A 16,318-nucleotide genomic window follows, 5' to 3' on the forward strand; every position below is an offset into this window, starting at 1 on the left:
CAACTACGGAACACACATTGATACAACAATGACAGATACAACAGTACTCGTCACCGGCGGAACCGGCTTCCTCGGCTCGTATGTCGTCGAGGACCTCATCGAACACGGTCACGACGTCGTCGCCTACGACCTCTCGACGGACGACCACATCCTCTCGAAGCTGGGTGTCGCCGACGATGTGACTATCCGGCGCGGTGATGTCTCCGAGGCGACGGACGTGATTCGTGCCGTCAAAGAGACGGAGACGACGCATATTGTGCACCTCGCGGCACTGCTGACGAACACGGCACGGGACAACCCGCGGGCTGGCCTCGATGTCAACATCAAGGGGACCAACAACATCTTCGAGGCTGCACGCACCCTCGACGACCAGATCGAGCGCGTCACATGGGCTTCCAGCGCGGCGGTGTACGCGCCGCCACATAATTACGCCGCCGACTACGTCGATGAGAACGAACTCGTCTATCCTGATACGCTCTACGGCGCGACAAAAGAGTACAACGAACATCAGGCCCGTGTCTACCACGAGGATTACGATGTTGACCACGTTGGACTCCGCCCGACTGTGGCGTACGGCCCCTACCGCGAAACCGGAGGCTCGGCGTTCCTCGCAAACATCATCGAGAAGCCGGCACTCGGCGAACCGTTCAGCGTCGAGTACGGTGATCAGGTAATCGACTGGCAACACGCCCGCGATATCGCACAGGCGTTCCGGAAAGCGACGTTCGTCGACGAGGACAATCTCAGCCAGCGCATCTACAACGTCCGCGGCGTCCTCGCGACGATCCGCGAAGCCGCCAACACGGTCCGGGAAATCGTCCCGGATGCCGACCTGTCGGTCTCTGATGAGGGCGAACTCCCCTGGACCCAGAATCTCGATATGACCGCTGCGCAGCAAGACTTCGGCTACGAGGTCGAGTACGGCCTCGAATCCGGGTTCCGGTCGTACATCAACACGCTCCGGGAGGAGAACGGCCTCGAACCGCTCTGAAACGCCAGTCCCGCCCTCGAAGCGTACTGCACCCCGTGGGTTCGCCCGCGTTTCGCTCAGTGCTCCAGAGTGACCCCAGTGTTTGATTAGGGACCTGCCTGTACGCCTACGTGATGTACGAGCGCGACTTCATGGAAGGAACGCGTGGCACCATGGCCGTCGACTGGGAAGAACGGATCGACGTCAAGCGGATGCGACGCGAACGCAAAGAACGAGCTCTCGACCGACTGCGGGATTCCGAACTCGGGTCGATGCTGCTGATCAACGACCCGAACGTCCGGTACGTCACCGGGCTGGCGATGACCGGCGGGAGCGGGGCGGACCACTACACGCTCCTGACCGAAGACGGCGATATCGTCCACTGGGACACTGCGGACCACGCATCGAACCAGCGGTTCAACTGTCCCTGGCTCGACGACATCCGATATGCCTGTCCGGGACTCGGCAACGTTCCTCGGGCGTCGGGCAGCGCTGCCGCGCGCGACTGGCTCAAAGACAAGATGGCCGAGACGGTGTACACCGCCATGGAAGAGTACGGTGTCGACCGGGAGCCGATGGGCATCGACGTGGGCAACGGGGCGCTCATCGAGAAGTTCGAGGACCGTGGCGTCGATGTCGACACCAGCGCGGCGACTGACATTATGCTCGACGCGCGGAAGACCAAAACCCGCGACGAGGTCGAGTGTCTGCGACAGGTCGCTGCCATCTGTGAGGCAGGCTTCCAGAGGATTACTGAGAGTGCAAAACCGGGCAAGCGGGAATCTGAAGTCTGGGGTGATGCAGTCGGCGAACTCTGGCGGCACGGCGCAATGGCCCAGGGTGGCTACGTGACCTCTGGCCCGAACACCTGGCCGAAACATCAGGCGAACACGACCGACCGGGTGATTCGACCGAACGACCTCGTGTACGCTGATTTCTACAACATCGGCTATCTGGGCTACCGCTCCTGTTACTACCGCACGTTCAGCATGGGCGAACCGACGCAGGCACAGAAAGACGCCTACGAGAAGGCCCGTGACGACCTCTATGACGTCCTCGAACGGATCGAGCCGGGGGCCACGACCGACGAGATTTGCAAGGGCTTCCCCGACAGAGACGGCGAGCATATGGACTGGTACGACGCCGACGAGTTCTGGCAGATGACGACCAACCACTGGGCGCATGGGCTGGGGCTACAGCTCTACGAGACGCCGCTCATCTGGCGCGGGCTCTCACCGGACCATCCGATCGAAATCGAGGAGGGCATGACGATGGCTGTCGAGACGATGCAACCCGCGGAACGGCAGGGCGTCCGCGTCGAAGAGATGGTTGTTGTCCGCGAGAACGGCGTTGAGATCCTCAGTGAGTGGCCCGTTTCGGAGATTACTCGAATCGACTACTGACTGGCAGTATCCAGCCGGTCTCACGCACTGTCCGATTGCCAGCGCGTCACTACCATTAAGTCGGTCGCGTCGTAATTGAGAGGTATGCAACTGGGAACAGGCCTGTTTACCTGTCAGCAGCGCCCGGACGACGACCGCGAAACCAGTGACATTTACGACGAAATGCTCGAACTGGGGGCAGTTATCGACACCGCAGGTCTCGATAGCGCCTGGGTCTCAGAGCATCACTTCCTCGACGACGACTATCTGTCGGGCGTCACACCGGCACTCGGGGCGTTAGCTGCAGTCACCGATAATATCGAAATCGGCTCTTGTATCGCACTCGCGCCGCTGTATGACTCAATCCGGCTCGCCGAGGATATCGCAACGGTGGATCAGATCTCCGGTGGCCGAACTACCCTCGGGCTGGCAATCGGGTCAAACGTCTCCGAGTTTGATGCCTTCGGGATTCCCGACGACGAGCGGGCTGACCGGCTGGCCGATACGGTCGATACGCTTCGCGGTGCTTGGTCTGACGGACCGCTCGACTACGAGCCGGAGTTCCACGACATCTCATCGGATGTCACTGTGACACCGAAGCCAGCACACGATGTTCCTCTCATGCTCGGTGGGGCGTCGCGACCTGCCGTCCGGCGGGCCGCCCGGACCGCTGACGCATGGTGTGCCCCGTCGTCGCTGTCAGTCGATGGCGTCCGGAAGCGTGTCGAGGATATCAGGCACGTCCGTGACGACGAGGAAATCGAGGGCGACTTTCAAGTGTATGTCCTCCAGCACGGGTTCGTCGGTGACTCCCGCGAAGACGCATGGGAGCAGATGCGCGACGGCTACCTCTACATCCAGCGCCGGTACGAGGAGATATTCTCGGGCGAGACGGTTCCGGAACTGGACGACGACCGCAAACAGGAACTCAAAGAACAGGCTCTCTTCGGGACACCCGACCAAGTCGCGGCCGAACTGGAAACGTACCGGGAGGCGCTGGGCGATGACATCCACTTCATTTTCCGGACGTACCACCCCGGAACCGGAACGCAGGAAATGGCCGAGTGCATCCGGCGGCTGGGTGAAGAGGTGCGACCGAAGGTCAGCTAGAGACTGCCAGACCGTGTCGGTAGCTGCTGAGACGACAGACACAGTCCGGCGGAGAGGGTTGTGACAGCGCGCGCCAGCAGTTATCTGCGTGTCGCCCGTGGATTTCGGACCCGGTGAACACCAATACTTATTTCCCTAGGTAAAGAACCTAATTGATGAGTATGGACATCGAAGCATTCTTCGAGAACATGCCGTTTGCCGACCTGCTCGATATCGAGATAACCACCGTCGATAACGGGCACGCCGAAGGCCACATCGAGATGCGCGAGGAACTGTCGTGGAACGAGGACCAAATAATGGCCCACGGCGGTGTTACATTCACCCTCGCCGACACTGTTGGTGGGGCCGCTCTCGTGTCCCTCGTCGAACAGCCGGTGCCCACCATCGATATGCGCATCGATTACCTCGAAGCCGGGACAGGGAACCTCCGAGCGGAGGCGGACGTGATTCGGCACGGTGGTGACGTTGGCGTCGTCAGTGTCGAGGTGTACGCCGAAGACGGTGCACAGGTCGCGACTGCACGCGGCGTCTACAAGACAGGCTAAGCTCAGCTGCGGCAAGTGAACAGGCCCATGTCTGAGTGTGGCGGTTTGCAGAGACGTCGAAAGCAAGAGTGCAATCGACCGCGCGGCGCTACTATCTGAGCCGTGGCGGAGGACAGAACGTTGCCGGCGTCTAATTGAAAGTCACACCGACATCGTGCATCCCCTCGTTGTATCGAGCGATGTTGATGAGCAGCGGCGTCAGACTCTCGACTTCCGCGGCGTTCGAAAGCGGGCCAGCAGGGATCGGTCGGACGCCCGCGAGGTCAGCAGTTAGCGTCACGACGCGGTCACTGACCGCCGGATCGTCCGCGACGACCAGCGTATCCACATCGAGCGTGGCCTCTAGATCCGCCAGCCGGTCCGCCGCAAGATTGTGGAATGCGCCCGCCACTGGAACCGATTCAGGGGCCCGCTGTGCGACAAATTCGGTAACGCTTCCCGTCGACGGCGGTCGGTAGTGAAGTCCATCTCCGTCGCCGCTCATCCCGACAGCAGGGCTGATGAGTAGTTGATCCGAAAGCACGTTATCTTCAGTTAGTTCTTCGACTGTATCGCCGACGTGATGTGGCGGAATGGCCAGGATAACCACGTCTGCGCTAGCCGCGGCACTGCTGTTGTCAGTTCCGCTGATTTCAGTCTCAACATCGTGAGCGGACAATCGCTTTTCGTACGCTCTGGCTCGCTCGCTGGCTTTTGCAGCGTCCCGCGAGCCGACGGTAATCGTGTGGTCTGTGTCGGAGGCAAAGCGCATCGCAAGTCCCTCACCGATATCACCAGTACCGCCAAGTATGGCTAACTCCATGCGCCCGCATAACGCCCCTTGAAACAAGAAGCTTTGTCCTGTCACACAATTCGCTGACGACCGTCCCTGATACTGCAGTAACAATTGAAACAATTAATACCGAGCACACTGCAGCCGTGCGCTCGGGTGTACATTGATTGTCAATGGCTACTACAGCCGTAAAAACCGGGCACGCCAGCAAGAGAAGTATGACCCAGTCGCAAACCCCGGCAGTTATTCGACCCAGACCGTCTTTTTGTTGACGAACTCTTTGATACCCATCTCCGAGAGTTCACGGCCGTAGCCGGCGTCTTTGATGCCGCCGAACGGAACCCGCGGGTCCGATTTAGTCATCTCGTTGATGTAGACGCAGCCCGCGGAAATATCTCGTGCCAGACGCTGGCCGCGTTCTCGGTCCGAAGTCCAGAGGCTCGCACCCAGCCCGAAACGGGTGTCGTTTGCGACCGTAATCGCTTCATCCGCATCGGCAACCTCATACACGGTCGCTACTGGTCCGAACATCTCCTCTGTGTCGGCGGGGCACCCAGACGGGACAGCAGTCAGTACTGTCGGCGGGTAGAACGCTCCGGTCCGGGCAAGCGGCTCGCCCCCGGTCAACAGCGTCGCACCAGCGTCGACGCTTTCCTGTACCTGGTCGTGCAGTTCGGCCATGAGGTCAGGGTCGGCCTGCGGGCCGATATCGGTTTCTTCGGACATCGGATCGCCGACAGTGAGGTCTTCGAAGGCAGCGACGAGCCGATCAACGTATTCGTCATAGACATCTGTGTGAACGATAAATCGCTTGGCGGCGATGCAGGACTGGCCGCCGTTTAGTGTCCGTGCCTGCACTCCAGTCTTGAGGGCCGCATCGAGGTCTGCATCGTCGAGGACGATAAACGGGTCAGACCCGCCGAGTTCCAGCACAGTCTTTTTCAGATGCTTGCCGGCGGTTTCGGCGACGGCACGCCCGGCGGGACCACTTCCGGTCAGCGTCGCCGCGCGGACACGGTCGTCTGCGAGAATGCTGTCGACGTTACTGGATCCAACCAACAGCGTTTGAAAAGCGCCGTCAGGATAACCGGCTTCGGCAAACACTTCTTCGAGCGCGAGCGCACACCCGGGGACGTTTGAGGCGTGTTTGAGGAGGCCCACGTTACCGGCAGTGAGATAGGGCGCGGCAAAGCGAATGACCTGCCAGAACGGATAGTTCCAGGGCATCACTGCTAGCACGGGCCCGAGCGGATCATGGACCGTCTTTACCTCCGTTCCCGGCGGACTGGGGTGGTGTTCATCGGAGAGATACTTGTGTGCGTATTCGGCGTAATGGTCACACGCCCACGCACACTTTTCAACTTCAGCGATGGCCTGCGTGATTGGTTTTCCCATCTCCCGGGTCATCAGTTCAGCGTACCGCTGTTTGTTCTCCCGTAGAACATCGCTGGCGTTTTCAAGCAACTCCTCCCGTTCGCGCAGCGGGACCTCACGCCAGTCCTCGAACGTCGACGTGGCGTGGTCTAGCTTTCGCTCGACTGTGTCGTCATCATCAGGGTCGTACACGTCTAGGCGCTCGCCCGTAGCGGGGTTGACTGCCTCCATATTGGTTCAGTGTTCGGCGTCACGGATACATTAATCTTTACTGACCCAAATTTCCTGACAGGTGACAGCGGTAGTTTTTATACTCATAGGTCAGAAATGTGCTGATGATGTACAAGCATGTAGCCCTGCTAGTCAGACAGGAGGGCATGTCTCACAAGGAGTTCGTCGACTACTGGCAGACCAACCACACGCCAATCGCGAAAGACATCGAAGGCGTGGTTCGCTACCAGCAAGTTCTTCCAACAGAACCAGCACACGCCGAGTTTGACGGCGTAGCGGAACTGTACTTTGAGACGCTCGACGACCTGCACGAGGCGCTGGGCAGTCCTGGGTCCCGAGATTACGACCCAACAAAGGAAATCGCCGCGAAGGCCCGCGAGGACGTGAATAACTTCCTCGCTGTCGAGGAGCGGCCGCGTATTATCGGCGAAGAGATCGTCCAGAAAGACGAGGTCGACGGCGACACCGACGGCCTCTACAAGCACTCGGCGTTTCTCGTCCGGCAGGACGACATGACACACGATGAGTTCGTCGACTACTGGCAGACCAACCATACGCCGATCGCGCGCGAAATAGAGGGCGTCGTCAGGTACAATACGGTCATCCCCACTGACCCCGAGAACGCCGAGTTCGACGGCGTCGCCGAACTCTACTTTGACGACCTCGAGAAGCTATACGACGCGCTCGGCAGCGAAGGGTCGCGGGATTACGCGCCTGACAGAGGGAAAGCGAAAGCGGCCCGCGAGGACGTGGATAACTTCTTGGCTATCGACGAGCGGCCCCGGTTTATCGGCCAGGAACAGCTCGTCAAGGACGAGGGGTAGTATGCCCGACTACGAGGAGCAAGTCACGGAGGCGTTCCCGGAACTCGACTACATCTCGTCGGACAGCCTCCGCAGCAACGTCATCGAGGCGTGGGCACTCGCGCTCGACCGAGGTGGTTGGCGCGACATTACGGATATCCCCTACGCCTGGAACATCCACGAAGTAACCAACGTCAGGCACGTCCGCGGTGTCACCAGAATCGCACGGGAATCCGCTATCGAGCAGCAGGAGTTCCACGGTGCCGACCCCGATATGGACGTCATCGTGGCAGCCACACTACTCCACGACGTCGGAAAGTGCTACGAGTACGTCGACTTCGTCGAGGACGAGAAGCTACTCGACCCGGACCCGAAATACGCAACCGAAGAGGTCCCACACTCCCTGTCGGGCTATGCACTCGCACACGAGGTCGGCTGTCCGCTGGCGGTCCAACGAGCGATTCCGCACTTTATCGGCGAGATCCCGACGCGGACACTGGAAGCCGAACTCGTCAAGAGTGCGAACTCCGCATCCTCGAACGCGATTACGCAGTCAACGATGGGCATCACGCTGCAGGAGTGGGTCGATGAGTATTCCCAGACGTAGCCACTGGCGCGAACGATAGCACTCTGCCACAGCGTCGACCGACGAAACTAGTCCCTACGGGGGCTTTCATTTTTAATTTTCAATGGATTTCTACGTCTCCAACCAGCATTTACGTCTAAGTATACCGAAGATGCCCCATATATCAATAATTTCTTGCCACAAATATCCCTAGAGGAGCCTTATTTCGAAAATCCTCGTCAAAAGATGATTAAGACAATTATCCATGAGGAAGCGCGGAGAAATACCACTCTTTCGAGTGTATATACACATATCGAGGGTATGCTGCGGCTTATGCGCTGAATTCGATGTACGATTTGATGGTATCCGGCGACTTTTCGAATGCGTCTGCAAACCCCGACACCGAGCACTGGGTCGTCATGATAGACGCAAGGAACCAGTCCGGGTATTCCGCGAGTGTGTTACGAGCGCGTTTGTAATGCCGGACGTTGGAGTTCACGCTCCCGAGCAACGCTTTGTTCTGGAGGACCAACTGCCTGTGAAGCGCCCCACCGTTGACAGTAAATTCCCAGTCCTCAGGGATGCCGAGGAGGACGCCGACTCCGTTCGCACCGAGTGCCTCGACCGTCGAAAACGCGTGTTTTGCATGCCCTGTCGCCTCGAACACCAGATCCATCGGCTCGTGGACATCGGGTATCTCGTCGACGGCCGTCTGTTGAGAATTAACGTAGGTAGCCCCCAGTTCCTCGATAATGTCGATGGTCGGGTCCGGCCGTTCACGACGGCCGAGACAGTACGTCCGCTCACACCGGTCTACAAGCATCGCCAATGTGAGCAGTCCTAGCGGTCCGTTTCCGAGGACGAGTCCGGCAGCATTCTGCCACTCGAAGGTCGACCTGGAACGCTGTGCCAGCTCAAGTGCCTTTTCGACATTGCTGATCGGTTCGACCAGAAATCCGACATCCGCAAGCGATTCCGGGACCGGGACGAGAAACGATGCGGGTGTGGTGAAGTACTCGGCCATGTAGCCGTGCGCCCCCGCAATCCCCCGTTCGACATACTCACCTGGTGGAGCCATATCGGGCTCGTTGTTCTCGAAGAACCGACTCGACGTGACAACGATCTACGTTACTCACGACCAGACGGAAGCAATGACGATGGGCGACCGTATCGCTATTCTGGACGATGGCGTGTTACAGCAGGTTGGAACGCCACTGGAGTGTTATCACCGTCCAGCCAATCGGTTTGTCGCCGGGTTCATCGGGTCGCCCTCGATGAACTTCATTCCTGCCGCTGTCGAGGACGGGTCGCTAGTGCACCAGGAGTTTACCTACGAGCTGTCCGCTGAGACCGCCGCCCAGCTCGACGGGTACGAGGAAGTCATCCTCGGTGTCCGGCCTGAAGATATTCAGCTCAGCCCCGCGACTGGCCCGGAGCAGACCGTTACCGCGACCGTCGACGTCGTCGAGCCACTTGGGGACCTGTTTCATGTATACGTGACGATCGACGGGCAGCAGTATACGGTCACCGTCGAGGATGGAGCAAACCTCGGGAATGGCGTCACGGTCGGATTGCGGTTCCCAGAGGAGGTCATCCATCTGTTTGATGCGGACTCCGGCACTGCGATCAAGAACAGTGAAACGGAAATCGACGAAGAGAGTCCGGTTGCAGCCTGATTTTCTCATTCCGCGACGCCCGATAGAACGTGGCTTGAGAATACCCGAGAAGGGTACCAGTGGCAGTGACAGCCGGAAGAATACCAAAGGAGCCACTGGGAGGACCAGCGCGGAACCGACCTATTTTGACGGCTCTGTGAGCAGGGCTTGCTGACGAGATGGTCTGAGACGTGCTTGCTCAGTATTCAATATTTCCGCTCTGCGAGCGGGTGTGGGAGTTAGTTTCGTAATGTGAAATTCATTCACGCAGTCACCAGCGAGGCGCAGTCACTTGCTATATGAACTGTTGTCGTTGTAGAGGGTCAGTACCGCAACGGCACTGTGTTTCGTAATACGACATCCACATGGCCATCAGATAACAGGCGTACAAATATTATCGGAGTAGTCGACTGCTCTACACGTCTCATTAGGCGTCGGGAGCAGGGGAGAGACAGATGCAACCCTGGCTGAGATTCAACACCTGTGAACAACCCTCACTGTAGGCCGGATGGTTGCACTGCGCTCTGGAGCGCGCACACCTCAGAGATACAGCCATAGGATAACAGGCGTACATCTATTATCTATTTCAGAATCAGCCTGAGAGTTACCGGCCGTAGGTGATAGTGTCGGCGTTGGAGTGCAGACCAGTACCGAGGCGATACGAGAAGTGATTGCGGTGGTGCAAGGAGAGTGCTGAGCACGAACAGGGCGAATCGAAACGGACTGGGAGACCGTGACGGGACTAGTCCCGGTAACGCTGCTATCCTCGCTATGTTCTCATTTGTATTTCGTATGCTGCGGCCGAGTTCAAGCTGATTGAACATCCTGATGTACAGCAAGTGCCACCGTCCGACATCTGCATCGGCCGGCATTAGAGCACCGGGACGACGCCGCCTTACTCCGTTTCTCAGTGGCAATACAGTGGTCAGTAGGTACGTAAACGGACGGACGGAATTTAGGAGAGTCACTGGATTGCCGAGTTTTGGGTAGTATATCATGCTGCAGTCGTCGCGATGCCACTGGGAATACACCTGATAACACAGTCTCCGGACATAGAGTTCAAACTGATTGAATGATTTTATAATCATTTAGCCAAATATACTGGTATGACAGGACAAGACCCGATCGAGTCCGCCGGAAGGGTGCTGGACATTGTTGAAGCACTGAAAACGGAACAGGCACTCGGCGTCACTGAGCTGGCAGAGCGGGTAGAGATGCCCAAGAGCACAGTCCACGTTCATCTCTCGACACTCCAGAGCCGAGGCTACGTCGTCCAGGACCAGAACAAGGCGTATCGGCTGAGCTTGCGGTTTCTGGATATCGGGATGAAAGTCCGCGAGCGACAGGAAATGTACCAGGAGGTCGCCCCGAAACTGAACGAGATAGCCGACGAAACCGACGAGAAAGCGTGGTGGATCGTCGAAGAGAACGGAAAGGCGGTCTTCCTGGCCAAAGCGCTCGGCAGTCGGGCGATTCAGACAAACTCACAGATCGGCCAGTACACCGAACTGTACAGGCTCGCTGGAGGCATGGCAATCCTCTCAGTGTTGCCGAAACACCGGCGGGAGACAATCCTCGAAAGCTACGACTACCCCCTCCCCGACGGTCGGGATCGGCAGGAACTCGAAGCAGAACTCGACGAGATTCAGGACCGCGGCGTCGCCTACGGAATCGACCAGTTCCTCGAAGGCGTAGCCGGCGTCGGTGCCCCGCTGGTAGACAACGCCGGCAACACGTACGGTGCCATCAGTGTCTCAGGACCGGCAAACCGGCTGGACTCGGAACGCATCGAAAACGAACTGACCGACCTTATCCGTGGGATCTCCGGCGAGCTACAGGTGAATCTCTCGTATCAGTAGTTCTATTGACTCGAACACCACTGATCTGGGCAAGACACCTGTGAGACCGTTCGAATCCCTTCGGAACAACGCTATAGCACGATAGAAGCCGATTCAATAGAATAGAACTGACTGTGTGATGTGTTGACACTCTAGTGGTCGTTACCGCTCGGTACATGGGGCTCGAACTATGGTCGGTAAGCCCCGTCTCGAACGGGGCCCTGCGCTATACGGCTAGTGACCGGGGATCGGGTCGTGCCCGGCGATTGTCGCCATAGTCAGTCAGTGACACCGACGCCGAGGTGTCTGTCGAGTACGTCCTCGTTGTTCTGGATCTCCGCCGCAGTCCCCTCGTGGACGATCTCGCCCTTTTCGAGAATGTACGTGTACTCCGAGACCGCCAATGCGACCGGGATGTTCTGCTCGACGACCAGCACCGTGATACCCTGTTCGTTCAGTTCGAGGATAAGGTCCTCTATCTGCCGGACGACATAGGGTGCGAGCCCTTCCGTCGGTTCGTCAAGCAACAACAGATCCGGGTCGGCAGTCAGAGCGCGGCCGACCGCGAGCATCTGCTGTTCGCCACCGGAAAGGACCGATCCGTCCTTGTGTTCTCGCTCCGCGAGGTTCTCGAACATATCCAGTACGTCGTCGACTGACGGCCCGTCAGGCGACTCGGCACCGATTTCACCCATTCTGATGTTCTCTCGGACGGTCAACTCGGGGAAGATCCGTCGCTCTTCGGGAACGAACCCGATGCCGCTCCGGATCGTCGCCTCGGAGTTGCGTGTCGTGATGTCCTCGCCGTTGAACGTTATTGACCCACCAGTCGGGGTGATGTTACCGACAATCGACCGTAGCGTCGTTGTCTTGCCGACGCCGTTGCGCCCGACCAGCGACACGACGCTTCCGCGTTCGACATCCATCGAGACGCCCTGTAGTACCTCAGTCATCCCGTATCCAGCCCGGACGTCTTCGAGGGAGAGTAGCGGGTCGGTCATTCGCGAACACCACCGAGGTACGCATCGCGGACGTCGTCGTTGTTTGCGATCTCTTCGGGCGTCCCGCTTGCGAGTTCTTCGCCGCGCGTCAGAACAGTAATCCGGTCCGAGACACGCATCACAAGGTCGATATCGTGTTCGATGAGCATCAGCGACCGGTCTGAAAGGACTTCATCGATAAGATTCATTGTGGCCTGTGTTTCCTCGCTACTCATGCCAGCAGTTGGTTCGTCAAGCATGACAAGATCCGGGTCTGTCGCCAGTACGAGACCCAGTTCGAGGCGACGCTGGTCGCCGTACGCCAGAGCCTCAGCGTGCTCGTCAGCCCTGTCTTGGAGCCCGATCTGTTCCAGCACCGTCCCGGTTTGCTCCGTGATCTCGTCGAAGCCGTTCTTGTCACGGAACAGCGCTTCGCTGGGATTGATCTCGTCACTGTGGACGGACTGTGCTGCCAGCCGCACGTTTTCTCGCACGGTGAGGCCGCCGAAAACGTTCGTAATCTGGAACGACCGGCCCAGTCCGCGGCCAACCCGTTCGTGTGGCGCGACGTCAGTGATGTCCTCACCTTTGAACCGCACGACGCCCGCTGACGGCGATAGCGCCCCAGTGATGAGATTAAACGTCGTTGTCTTCCCGGCCCCGTTTGGCCCGATAACGCTCCTGAACTCACCGTCGGCAACCGACAGCGACACGTCGTCAACGGCGGTGAGCTTGCCGAACCGCTTCGTCAGTCCGTCCGTTTCGAGTACAGTCTCAGTCATCGCTTCTCACTTCCGGCTCATCCATGTCGACAGGACCGTCCGCGTTGTTGGCCGTCTCCAGCCGTTGTGCGACGAGAGACGGAATCGATACGATACCGCGTGGGACGAACAGCACGAACAGGATAAACATCGTCCCGATGATAAGCCGCCACTGGTCGGTGTACGACGAGAGGAACTCCTCGGCACCGAAGAAGACACCGGAGCCGATCATGGGACCGTACAGTGTCCCCATTCCGCCAAACAGCGCAATAACGATGACTTCCCCTGAGTGGATCCAGTTGAGTGTCTGGTCCGGTGAGATGATGACAGTTGACGGACTGACGGCGAGGAGCCCGCCGGCCAGTCCAGCCATACCGCCGCTGATGACAAACGCTCGGCGCTTGTATCTGTTGACGTCGTACCCGATGAACTCCGCCCGCTCTTCGCTTTCCCGGATCGACTGCAGAACACTGCCAAACGGTGCGTTCATCATTCGCCGAGCGAACAGGAACGAGAGCACAGCAAGTAGCAGGGCGAGATAGTAGAACACGACCTGCTGTCCGACTTCGTACCCGAGGAGCCCGAACTCAATGTTCGAGAGCGACGCCCCGACACTACCGAGTCCGAGGAAGGCCTCAAAACCGAGCAGACCGTCGCTCCCACCGGTGAAGTCGAACTTGAACACAGCGCTGTAGAGTAACTCCGCAAACGCCAGCGTAATCATCGCGAAATACACGCCGGAAACTCGAATAGAGAGGCTGCCAACGATCCAGGCCAAGAGGGCACAGAGGAGGATCGCCCCGAGTAACACGACAAAAACCGACTGCGAGTAGTGCAACATCACGAGCGCGGCGGTGTAAGCGCCGACGCCGTAGAACATCGTGTGGCCGAGCGGCACCAGTCCAGCATAGCCCATCACGATATCGAGACTCAGTGCGAAGATAGCCCAGATGAGGATCTCGTTGAGGACGACAAGGTAGTACTGATCGCCCATGAGCAGAATCGCCACTGGCGCGACTGCGAGCGCGGCAACGGCGATACCGCCGAGTCGGACCCGAGTACTGTCTGCCAGTACCCCGCCATACCCGCCGACGAGAAGTTCGCCTTCGCTTTCTGACTCTTCACCCCGAGTTCCGAACAGTCCTTGCGGTTTGACGAGCAACACCGCGATCATAAGCAGGTACACGGTCAGCCCTTCGAGATTGGGAACGCTCAGCGTGGTCTCACCGAACGTGGCGAGGACAGTCCCGCTGTAGGCCCGCATCAGTGTCTGGACGACCCCGACGAGCAATCCGCCGAAGACAGCCCCTCTGAAACTACCGAGGCCACCGAGGACGACAACAACGAACGCCGGAATGATGACGCTGTTGCCCATGCCGGTGTTTACGTTCTGGTAGCCGCCAAGGACAATCCCGGCGACGGCAGCGAGCGCCGCACCGACGCCAAAGACCAGCGTGTAGTACTGGTCGATATCAATCCCGACGTTACGAACCATCTCACGGTCCTGTGACCCGGCACGGATAATCATCCCGTACTTTGTCCGGTTCAGCAGATACCACGTCACAACCGCGAGCAACGCCGCAAAGACAATCATGAAATAGTTATACACGGACACCTGAACGCTCAGTATAGACACCGGGCGACTCAGGTACGCCGGGACAGCTAGCTGTCGTTGCTGTGTCCCCCAGATAAGACGGATGCCGTCGTTGATCACGAGCACCAGCCCGAACGTCAGGAGAATGTGATACAGCGGGTCCCGACCGTATAACGGCCGGACAGTCGTTCGCTCGATAGCGGCACCGATGAGACCGACGACGACCGGGGCAACCACTATCGCGACCCAGAATCCAGTCCCCGCTCCGAACGGCGCAATGATGGTCAGCGCGAAATACGCACCGAGTGCGAACAGTTCGCCATGGGAGAAGTTGATCACGTCCATCACGCCGAAAATGACTGACAGTCCGGCGGCTAGCAGGACGTAAACCATCCCAAGGGTGAGGCCATTCAGCAGTTGTTCGATGAAGTCGGCAGCGACCATTGTACTACCTACATCTCACAGCCGAGGTCACTGGCTGGTGGCAGCGTCTCCGACCCTGGGACCTGGTCGAGGAGTTCAACATCCGCTGTGTCACCGTCGCCCTCGGTGAGTTTCGCCATCCACGTCGGGTTCGTGGCCTGATGGTCGCTCTCTCGAAGGGTAATGTCTCCCAGTACTGTCGTGAACGTGCCACCTTCGAGGGCGTCTCGGACATCCGCCGGTTCAGTGCTTCCGGCCTCGGCCATTCCTTTGGCCATCAACCGCAGCGAGTCGTAGCCAACGCGGGCGAAGTTGCCTGGCTCACGGTCGTTCTCGCTGGCGTAGGCCTCAACGAACGCCTGATTGTCACCGGTGTCGAGCGAAGGGTCGTACCGAGCGCCGCCGAATGTGCCGACGCTGTTCGACCCGGTCCCGGCACGGACACTCTGGAACGTCTGGGTCGGACCGACAACAGCGATCTGGTCAGTGAGGCCCTGATCCGCGGCCTGGTTGGTGAAGTTCACCAGATCACCACCGGTCATCCCTAGAACGACCACGTCGGCGTCAGAGTTGCTGATCTGCGTGATGAACGAGCCGTAGTTGCTAGCACCCAGCTCGGACGTTGATGTCCCGACCTCGGTGTAGTCGTCGCTGGCGGCCGCCATGCGCCTGCTGGTACGGTTGTACACCGAGTCGCCGTACGCGTAGTCCGCGTAGTGGAACCAAACGTTGGTCCCCAGATTGTTGACTGAGTACGCCGATATCGCCTCGGCAATCTGTGCGGTGTTCGTTTCGAATCGGAACACCCATTCGTTGCAGGCAGACCCGGTGATCGGGACGGCTGCGCCGCCGGGGAAGTAGATATGCTCCGACTGAGCGGCAAAGTCGTTCAGCCCGAGTGCAACGGAGCTTGATATCGCACCGAACACAAACTCTGCTCCCTCTTCTTGAACGACGCGCTGTGCCTCGGACTGTGCAGCCCCGGCCTCGGTTTCTGTATCGCCCGTCACCAACTCGAACTCGAAGTCGTAATCGTCGTTGTTGTTTATCTCCGTTACAGCGAGTTCAGCCCCAGTGCGCTGGCCCGGTCCGAGAGAACTGAACGGGCCAGTCATCGGGTTCAGGCTCGCAACGGTCACTGCCGCGTCACCACCTGTTGAGCCACCCTGACAACCGGCGAGGCCAAGCGCGCCGACCGCGCCGGCGGCGGCGAGGAACTGTCTCCGTGACCGGGCGATTCCTACAGTACGGTCTGGTGAAGTACCTTCGCTCGACATAGGTTCATTATCTATTGTTAAGCAAATCGTATTAAAGC

Annotated in this window: 14 protein-coding genes and 1 pseudogene; 8 read left to right on the forward strand and 7 right to left on the reverse strand. The window is 58.8% G+C overall.

Going from position 1 to position 16,318, the window contains the following annotated elements; genetic code table 11:
• Positions 1-28: 28 nt before the first annotated feature.
• The 4 genes from DVK00_RS13875 to DVK00_RS13890 all read left to right on the forward strand — a co-directional run bounded on the left by DVK00_RS13875 (position 29) and on the right by DVK00_RS13890 (position 4,007).
• Positions 29-991 (forward strand): NAD(P)-dependent oxidoreductase, encoded by a 963-nt coding sequence (locus tag DVK00_RS13875; protein WP_121537143.1) that lies wholly within the window; start codon positions 29-31, stop codon positions 989-991.
• Positions 992-1,104: 113 nt separating this feature from the next.
• On the forward strand, positions 1,105-2,373 hold the full coding sequence (locus DVK00_RS13880) for a Xaa-Pro peptidase family protein (RefSeq protein WP_101351499.1): 1,269 nt from the start codon (positions 1,105-1,107) through the stop codon (positions 2,371-2,373).
• Between the two features lie 84 nt (positions 2,374-2,457).
• Positions 2,458-3,462 (forward strand): LLM class flavin-dependent oxidoreductase, encoded by a 1,005-nt coding sequence (locus tag DVK00_RS13885; protein ID WP_101351500.1) that lies wholly within the window; start codon positions 2,458-2,460, stop codon positions 3,460-3,462.
• Between the two features lie 161 nt (positions 3,463-3,623).
• Complete coding sequence (locus DVK00_RS13890; protein ID WP_101351501.1) at positions 3,624-4,007, forward strand: PaaI family thioesterase; 384 nt, start codon at positions 3,624-3,626, stop codon at positions 4,005-4,007.
• 130 nt (positions 4,008-4,137) lie between these two features.
• Here the strand turns inward: DVK00_RS13890 and npdG are convergent, their stop codons facing one another.
• Positions 4,138-4,809 carry an NADPH-dependent F420 reductase gene (gene npdG, locus DVK00_RS13895; RefSeq protein WP_101351502.1) on the reverse strand — a complete coding sequence of 224 codons (672 nt, stop codon included), beginning with the start codon at positions 4,807-4,809 and terminating at the stop codon, positions 4,138-4,140.
• Between the two features lie 213 nt (positions 4,810-5,022).
• Positions 5,023-6,384 carry an NAD-dependent succinate-semialdehyde dehydrogenase gene (locus DVK00_RS13900; RefSeq protein WP_101351503.1) on the reverse strand — a complete coding sequence of 454 codons (1,362 nt, stop codon included), beginning with the start codon at positions 6,382-6,384 and terminating at the stop codon, positions 5,023-5,025.
• 104 nt (positions 6,385-6,488) lie between these two features.
• On the opposite strand from DVK00_RS13900, the gene DVK00_RS13905 reads away from it, so the two are divergent.
• Positions 6,489-7,208 carry an EthD family reductase gene (locus tag DVK00_RS13905; RefSeq protein WP_198560261.1) on the forward strand — a complete coding sequence of 240 codons (720 nt, stop codon included), beginning with the start codon at positions 6,489-6,491 and terminating at the stop codon, positions 7,206-7,208.
• A 1-nt stretch (position 7,209) separates the two neighbouring features.
• Positions 7,210-7,794 carry an HD domain-containing protein gene (locus DVK00_RS13910; protein ID WP_101351504.1) on the forward strand — a complete coding sequence of 195 codons (585 nt, stop codon included), beginning with the start codon at positions 7,210-7,212 and terminating at the stop codon, positions 7,792-7,794.
• Positions 7,795-8,083: 289 nt separating this feature from the next.
• Here DVK00_RS13910 and DVK00_RS13915 read toward each other — a convergent pair.
• Positions 8,084-8,866: pseudogene (locus DVK00_RS13915) on the reverse strand (glucose dehydrogenase); the annotation flags it as partial.
• Positions 8,867-9,026: 160 nt separating this feature from the next.
• Between DVK00_RS13915 and DVK00_RS13920 the strand changes: the two are divergent.
• Together DVK00_RS13920 and DVK00_RS13925 are read left to right on the forward strand one after the other, a co-directional pair.
• Positions 9,027-9,428, forward strand: coding sequence for a TOBE domain-containing protein (locus DVK00_RS13920; protein ID WP_233560811.1), 402 nt, complete (start codon positions 9,027-9,029; stop codon positions 9,426-9,428).
• A gap of 1,085 nt (positions 9,429-10,513) precedes the next feature.
• Positions 10,514-11,266: an IclR family transcriptional regulator gene (locus tag DVK00_RS13925; RefSeq protein ID WP_101351505.1), complete on the forward strand. Its 753-nt coding sequence runs from the start codon at positions 10,514-10,516 to the stop codon at positions 11,264-11,266.
• Positions 11,267-11,523: 257 nt separating this feature from the next.
• On the opposite strand, the gene DVK00_RS13930 is transcribed toward DVK00_RS13925, so the two are convergent.
• The 4 genes from DVK00_RS13930 to DVK00_RS13945 are packed head-to-tail and all read right to left on the reverse strand — an operon-like array spanning position 11,524 to position 16,280.
• A complete protein-coding gene (locus DVK00_RS13930; RefSeq protein ID WP_014030882.1) occupies positions 11,524-12,246 on the reverse strand; it encodes an ABC transporter ATP-binding protein in 723 nt (240 codons plus the stop codon).
• Entirely contained in the window at positions 12,243-13,007 is a 765-nt protein-coding gene (locus tag DVK00_RS13935) for an ABC transporter ATP-binding protein (RefSeq protein WP_101351506.1), read from the reverse strand. The genes DVK00_RS13930 and DVK00_RS13935 overlap by 4 nt, the downstream gene beginning before the upstream one ends.
• Positions 13,000-15,024, reverse strand: coding sequence for an ABC transporter permease (locus DVK00_RS13940; protein ID WP_121577877.1), 2,025 nt, complete (start codon positions 15,022-15,024; stop codon positions 13,000-13,002). Before DVK00_RS13940 ends, DVK00_RS13935 begins: the two co-directional genes overlap by 8 nt.
• Positions 15,025-15,032: 8 nt before the next feature.
• Complete coding sequence (locus DVK00_RS13945) at positions 15,033-16,280, reverse strand: ABC transporter substrate-binding protein (protein WP_101351508.1); 1,248 nt, start codon at positions 16,278-16,280, stop codon at positions 15,033-15,035.
• Between the last annotated feature and the right edge of the window lie 38 nt (positions 16,281-16,318).

Origin of the sequence: Haloarcula sp. Atlit-47R (assembly GCF_003665985.1) — an archaeon.
Taxonomy (GTDB): domain Archaea; phylum Halobacteriota; class Halobacteria; order Halobacteriales; family Haloarculaceae; genus Haloarcula; species Haloarcula taiwanensis.

Bases quoted from the DNA above. Each gene is read 5' to 3' on its own strand.
- DVK00_RS13885 (WP_101351500.1), top strand. From the start codon at position 2,458: ATGCAACTGGGAACAGGCCTGTTTACCTGTCAGCAGCGCCCGGACGAC.
- DVK00_RS13880 (WP_101351499.1), top strand. From the start codon at position 1,105: ATGTACGAGCGCGACTTCATGGAAGGAACGCGTGGCACCATGGCCGTC.
- DVK00_RS13910 (WP_101351504.1), top strand. From the start codon at position 7,210: ATGCCCGACTACGAGGAGCAAGTCACGGAGGCGTTCCCGGAACTCGAC.
- DVK00_RS13890 (WP_101351501.1), top strand. From the start codon at position 3,624: ATGGACATCGAAGCATTCTTCGAGAACATGCCGTTTGCCGACCTGCTC.
- DVK00_RS13900 (WP_101351503.1), bottom strand. From the start codon at position 6,384: ATGGAGGCAGTCAACCCCGCTACGGGCGAGCGCCTAGACGTGTACGAC.
- DVK00_RS13905 (WP_198560261.1), top strand. From the start codon at position 6,489: ATGATGTACAAGCATGTAGCCCTGCTAGTCAGACAGGAGGGCATGTCT.
- DVK00_RS13875 (WP_121537143.1), top strand. From the start codon at position 29: ATGACAGATACAACAGTACTCGTCACCGGCGGAACCGGCTTCCTCGGC.
- npdG (WP_101351502.1), bottom strand. From the start codon at position 4,809: ATGGAGTTAGCCATACTTGGCGGTACTGGTGATATCGGTGAGGGACTT.
- DVK00_RS13930 (WP_014030882.1), bottom strand. From the start codon at position 12,246: ATGACCGACCCGCTACTCTCCCTCGAAGACGTCCGGGCTGGATACGGG.
- DVK00_RS13935 (WP_101351506.1), bottom strand. From the start codon at position 13,007: ATGACTGAGACTGTACTCGAAACGGACGGACTGACGAAGCGGTTCGGC.
- DVK00_RS13925 (WP_101351505.1), top strand. From the start codon at position 10,514: ATGACAGGACAAGACCCGATCGAGTCCGCCGGAAGGGTGCTGGACATT.
- DVK00_RS13920 (WP_233560811.1), top strand. From the start codon at position 9,027: ATGAACTTCATTCCTGCCGCTGTCGAGGACGGGTCGCTAGTGCACCAG.
- DVK00_RS13940 (WP_121577877.1), bottom strand. From the start codon at position 15,024: ATGGTCGCTGCCGACTTCATCGAACAACTGCTGAATGGCCTCACCCTT.
- DVK00_RS13945 (WP_101351508.1), bottom strand. From the start codon at position 16,280: ATGTCGAGCGAAGGTACTTCACCAGACCGTACTGTAGGAATCGCCCGG.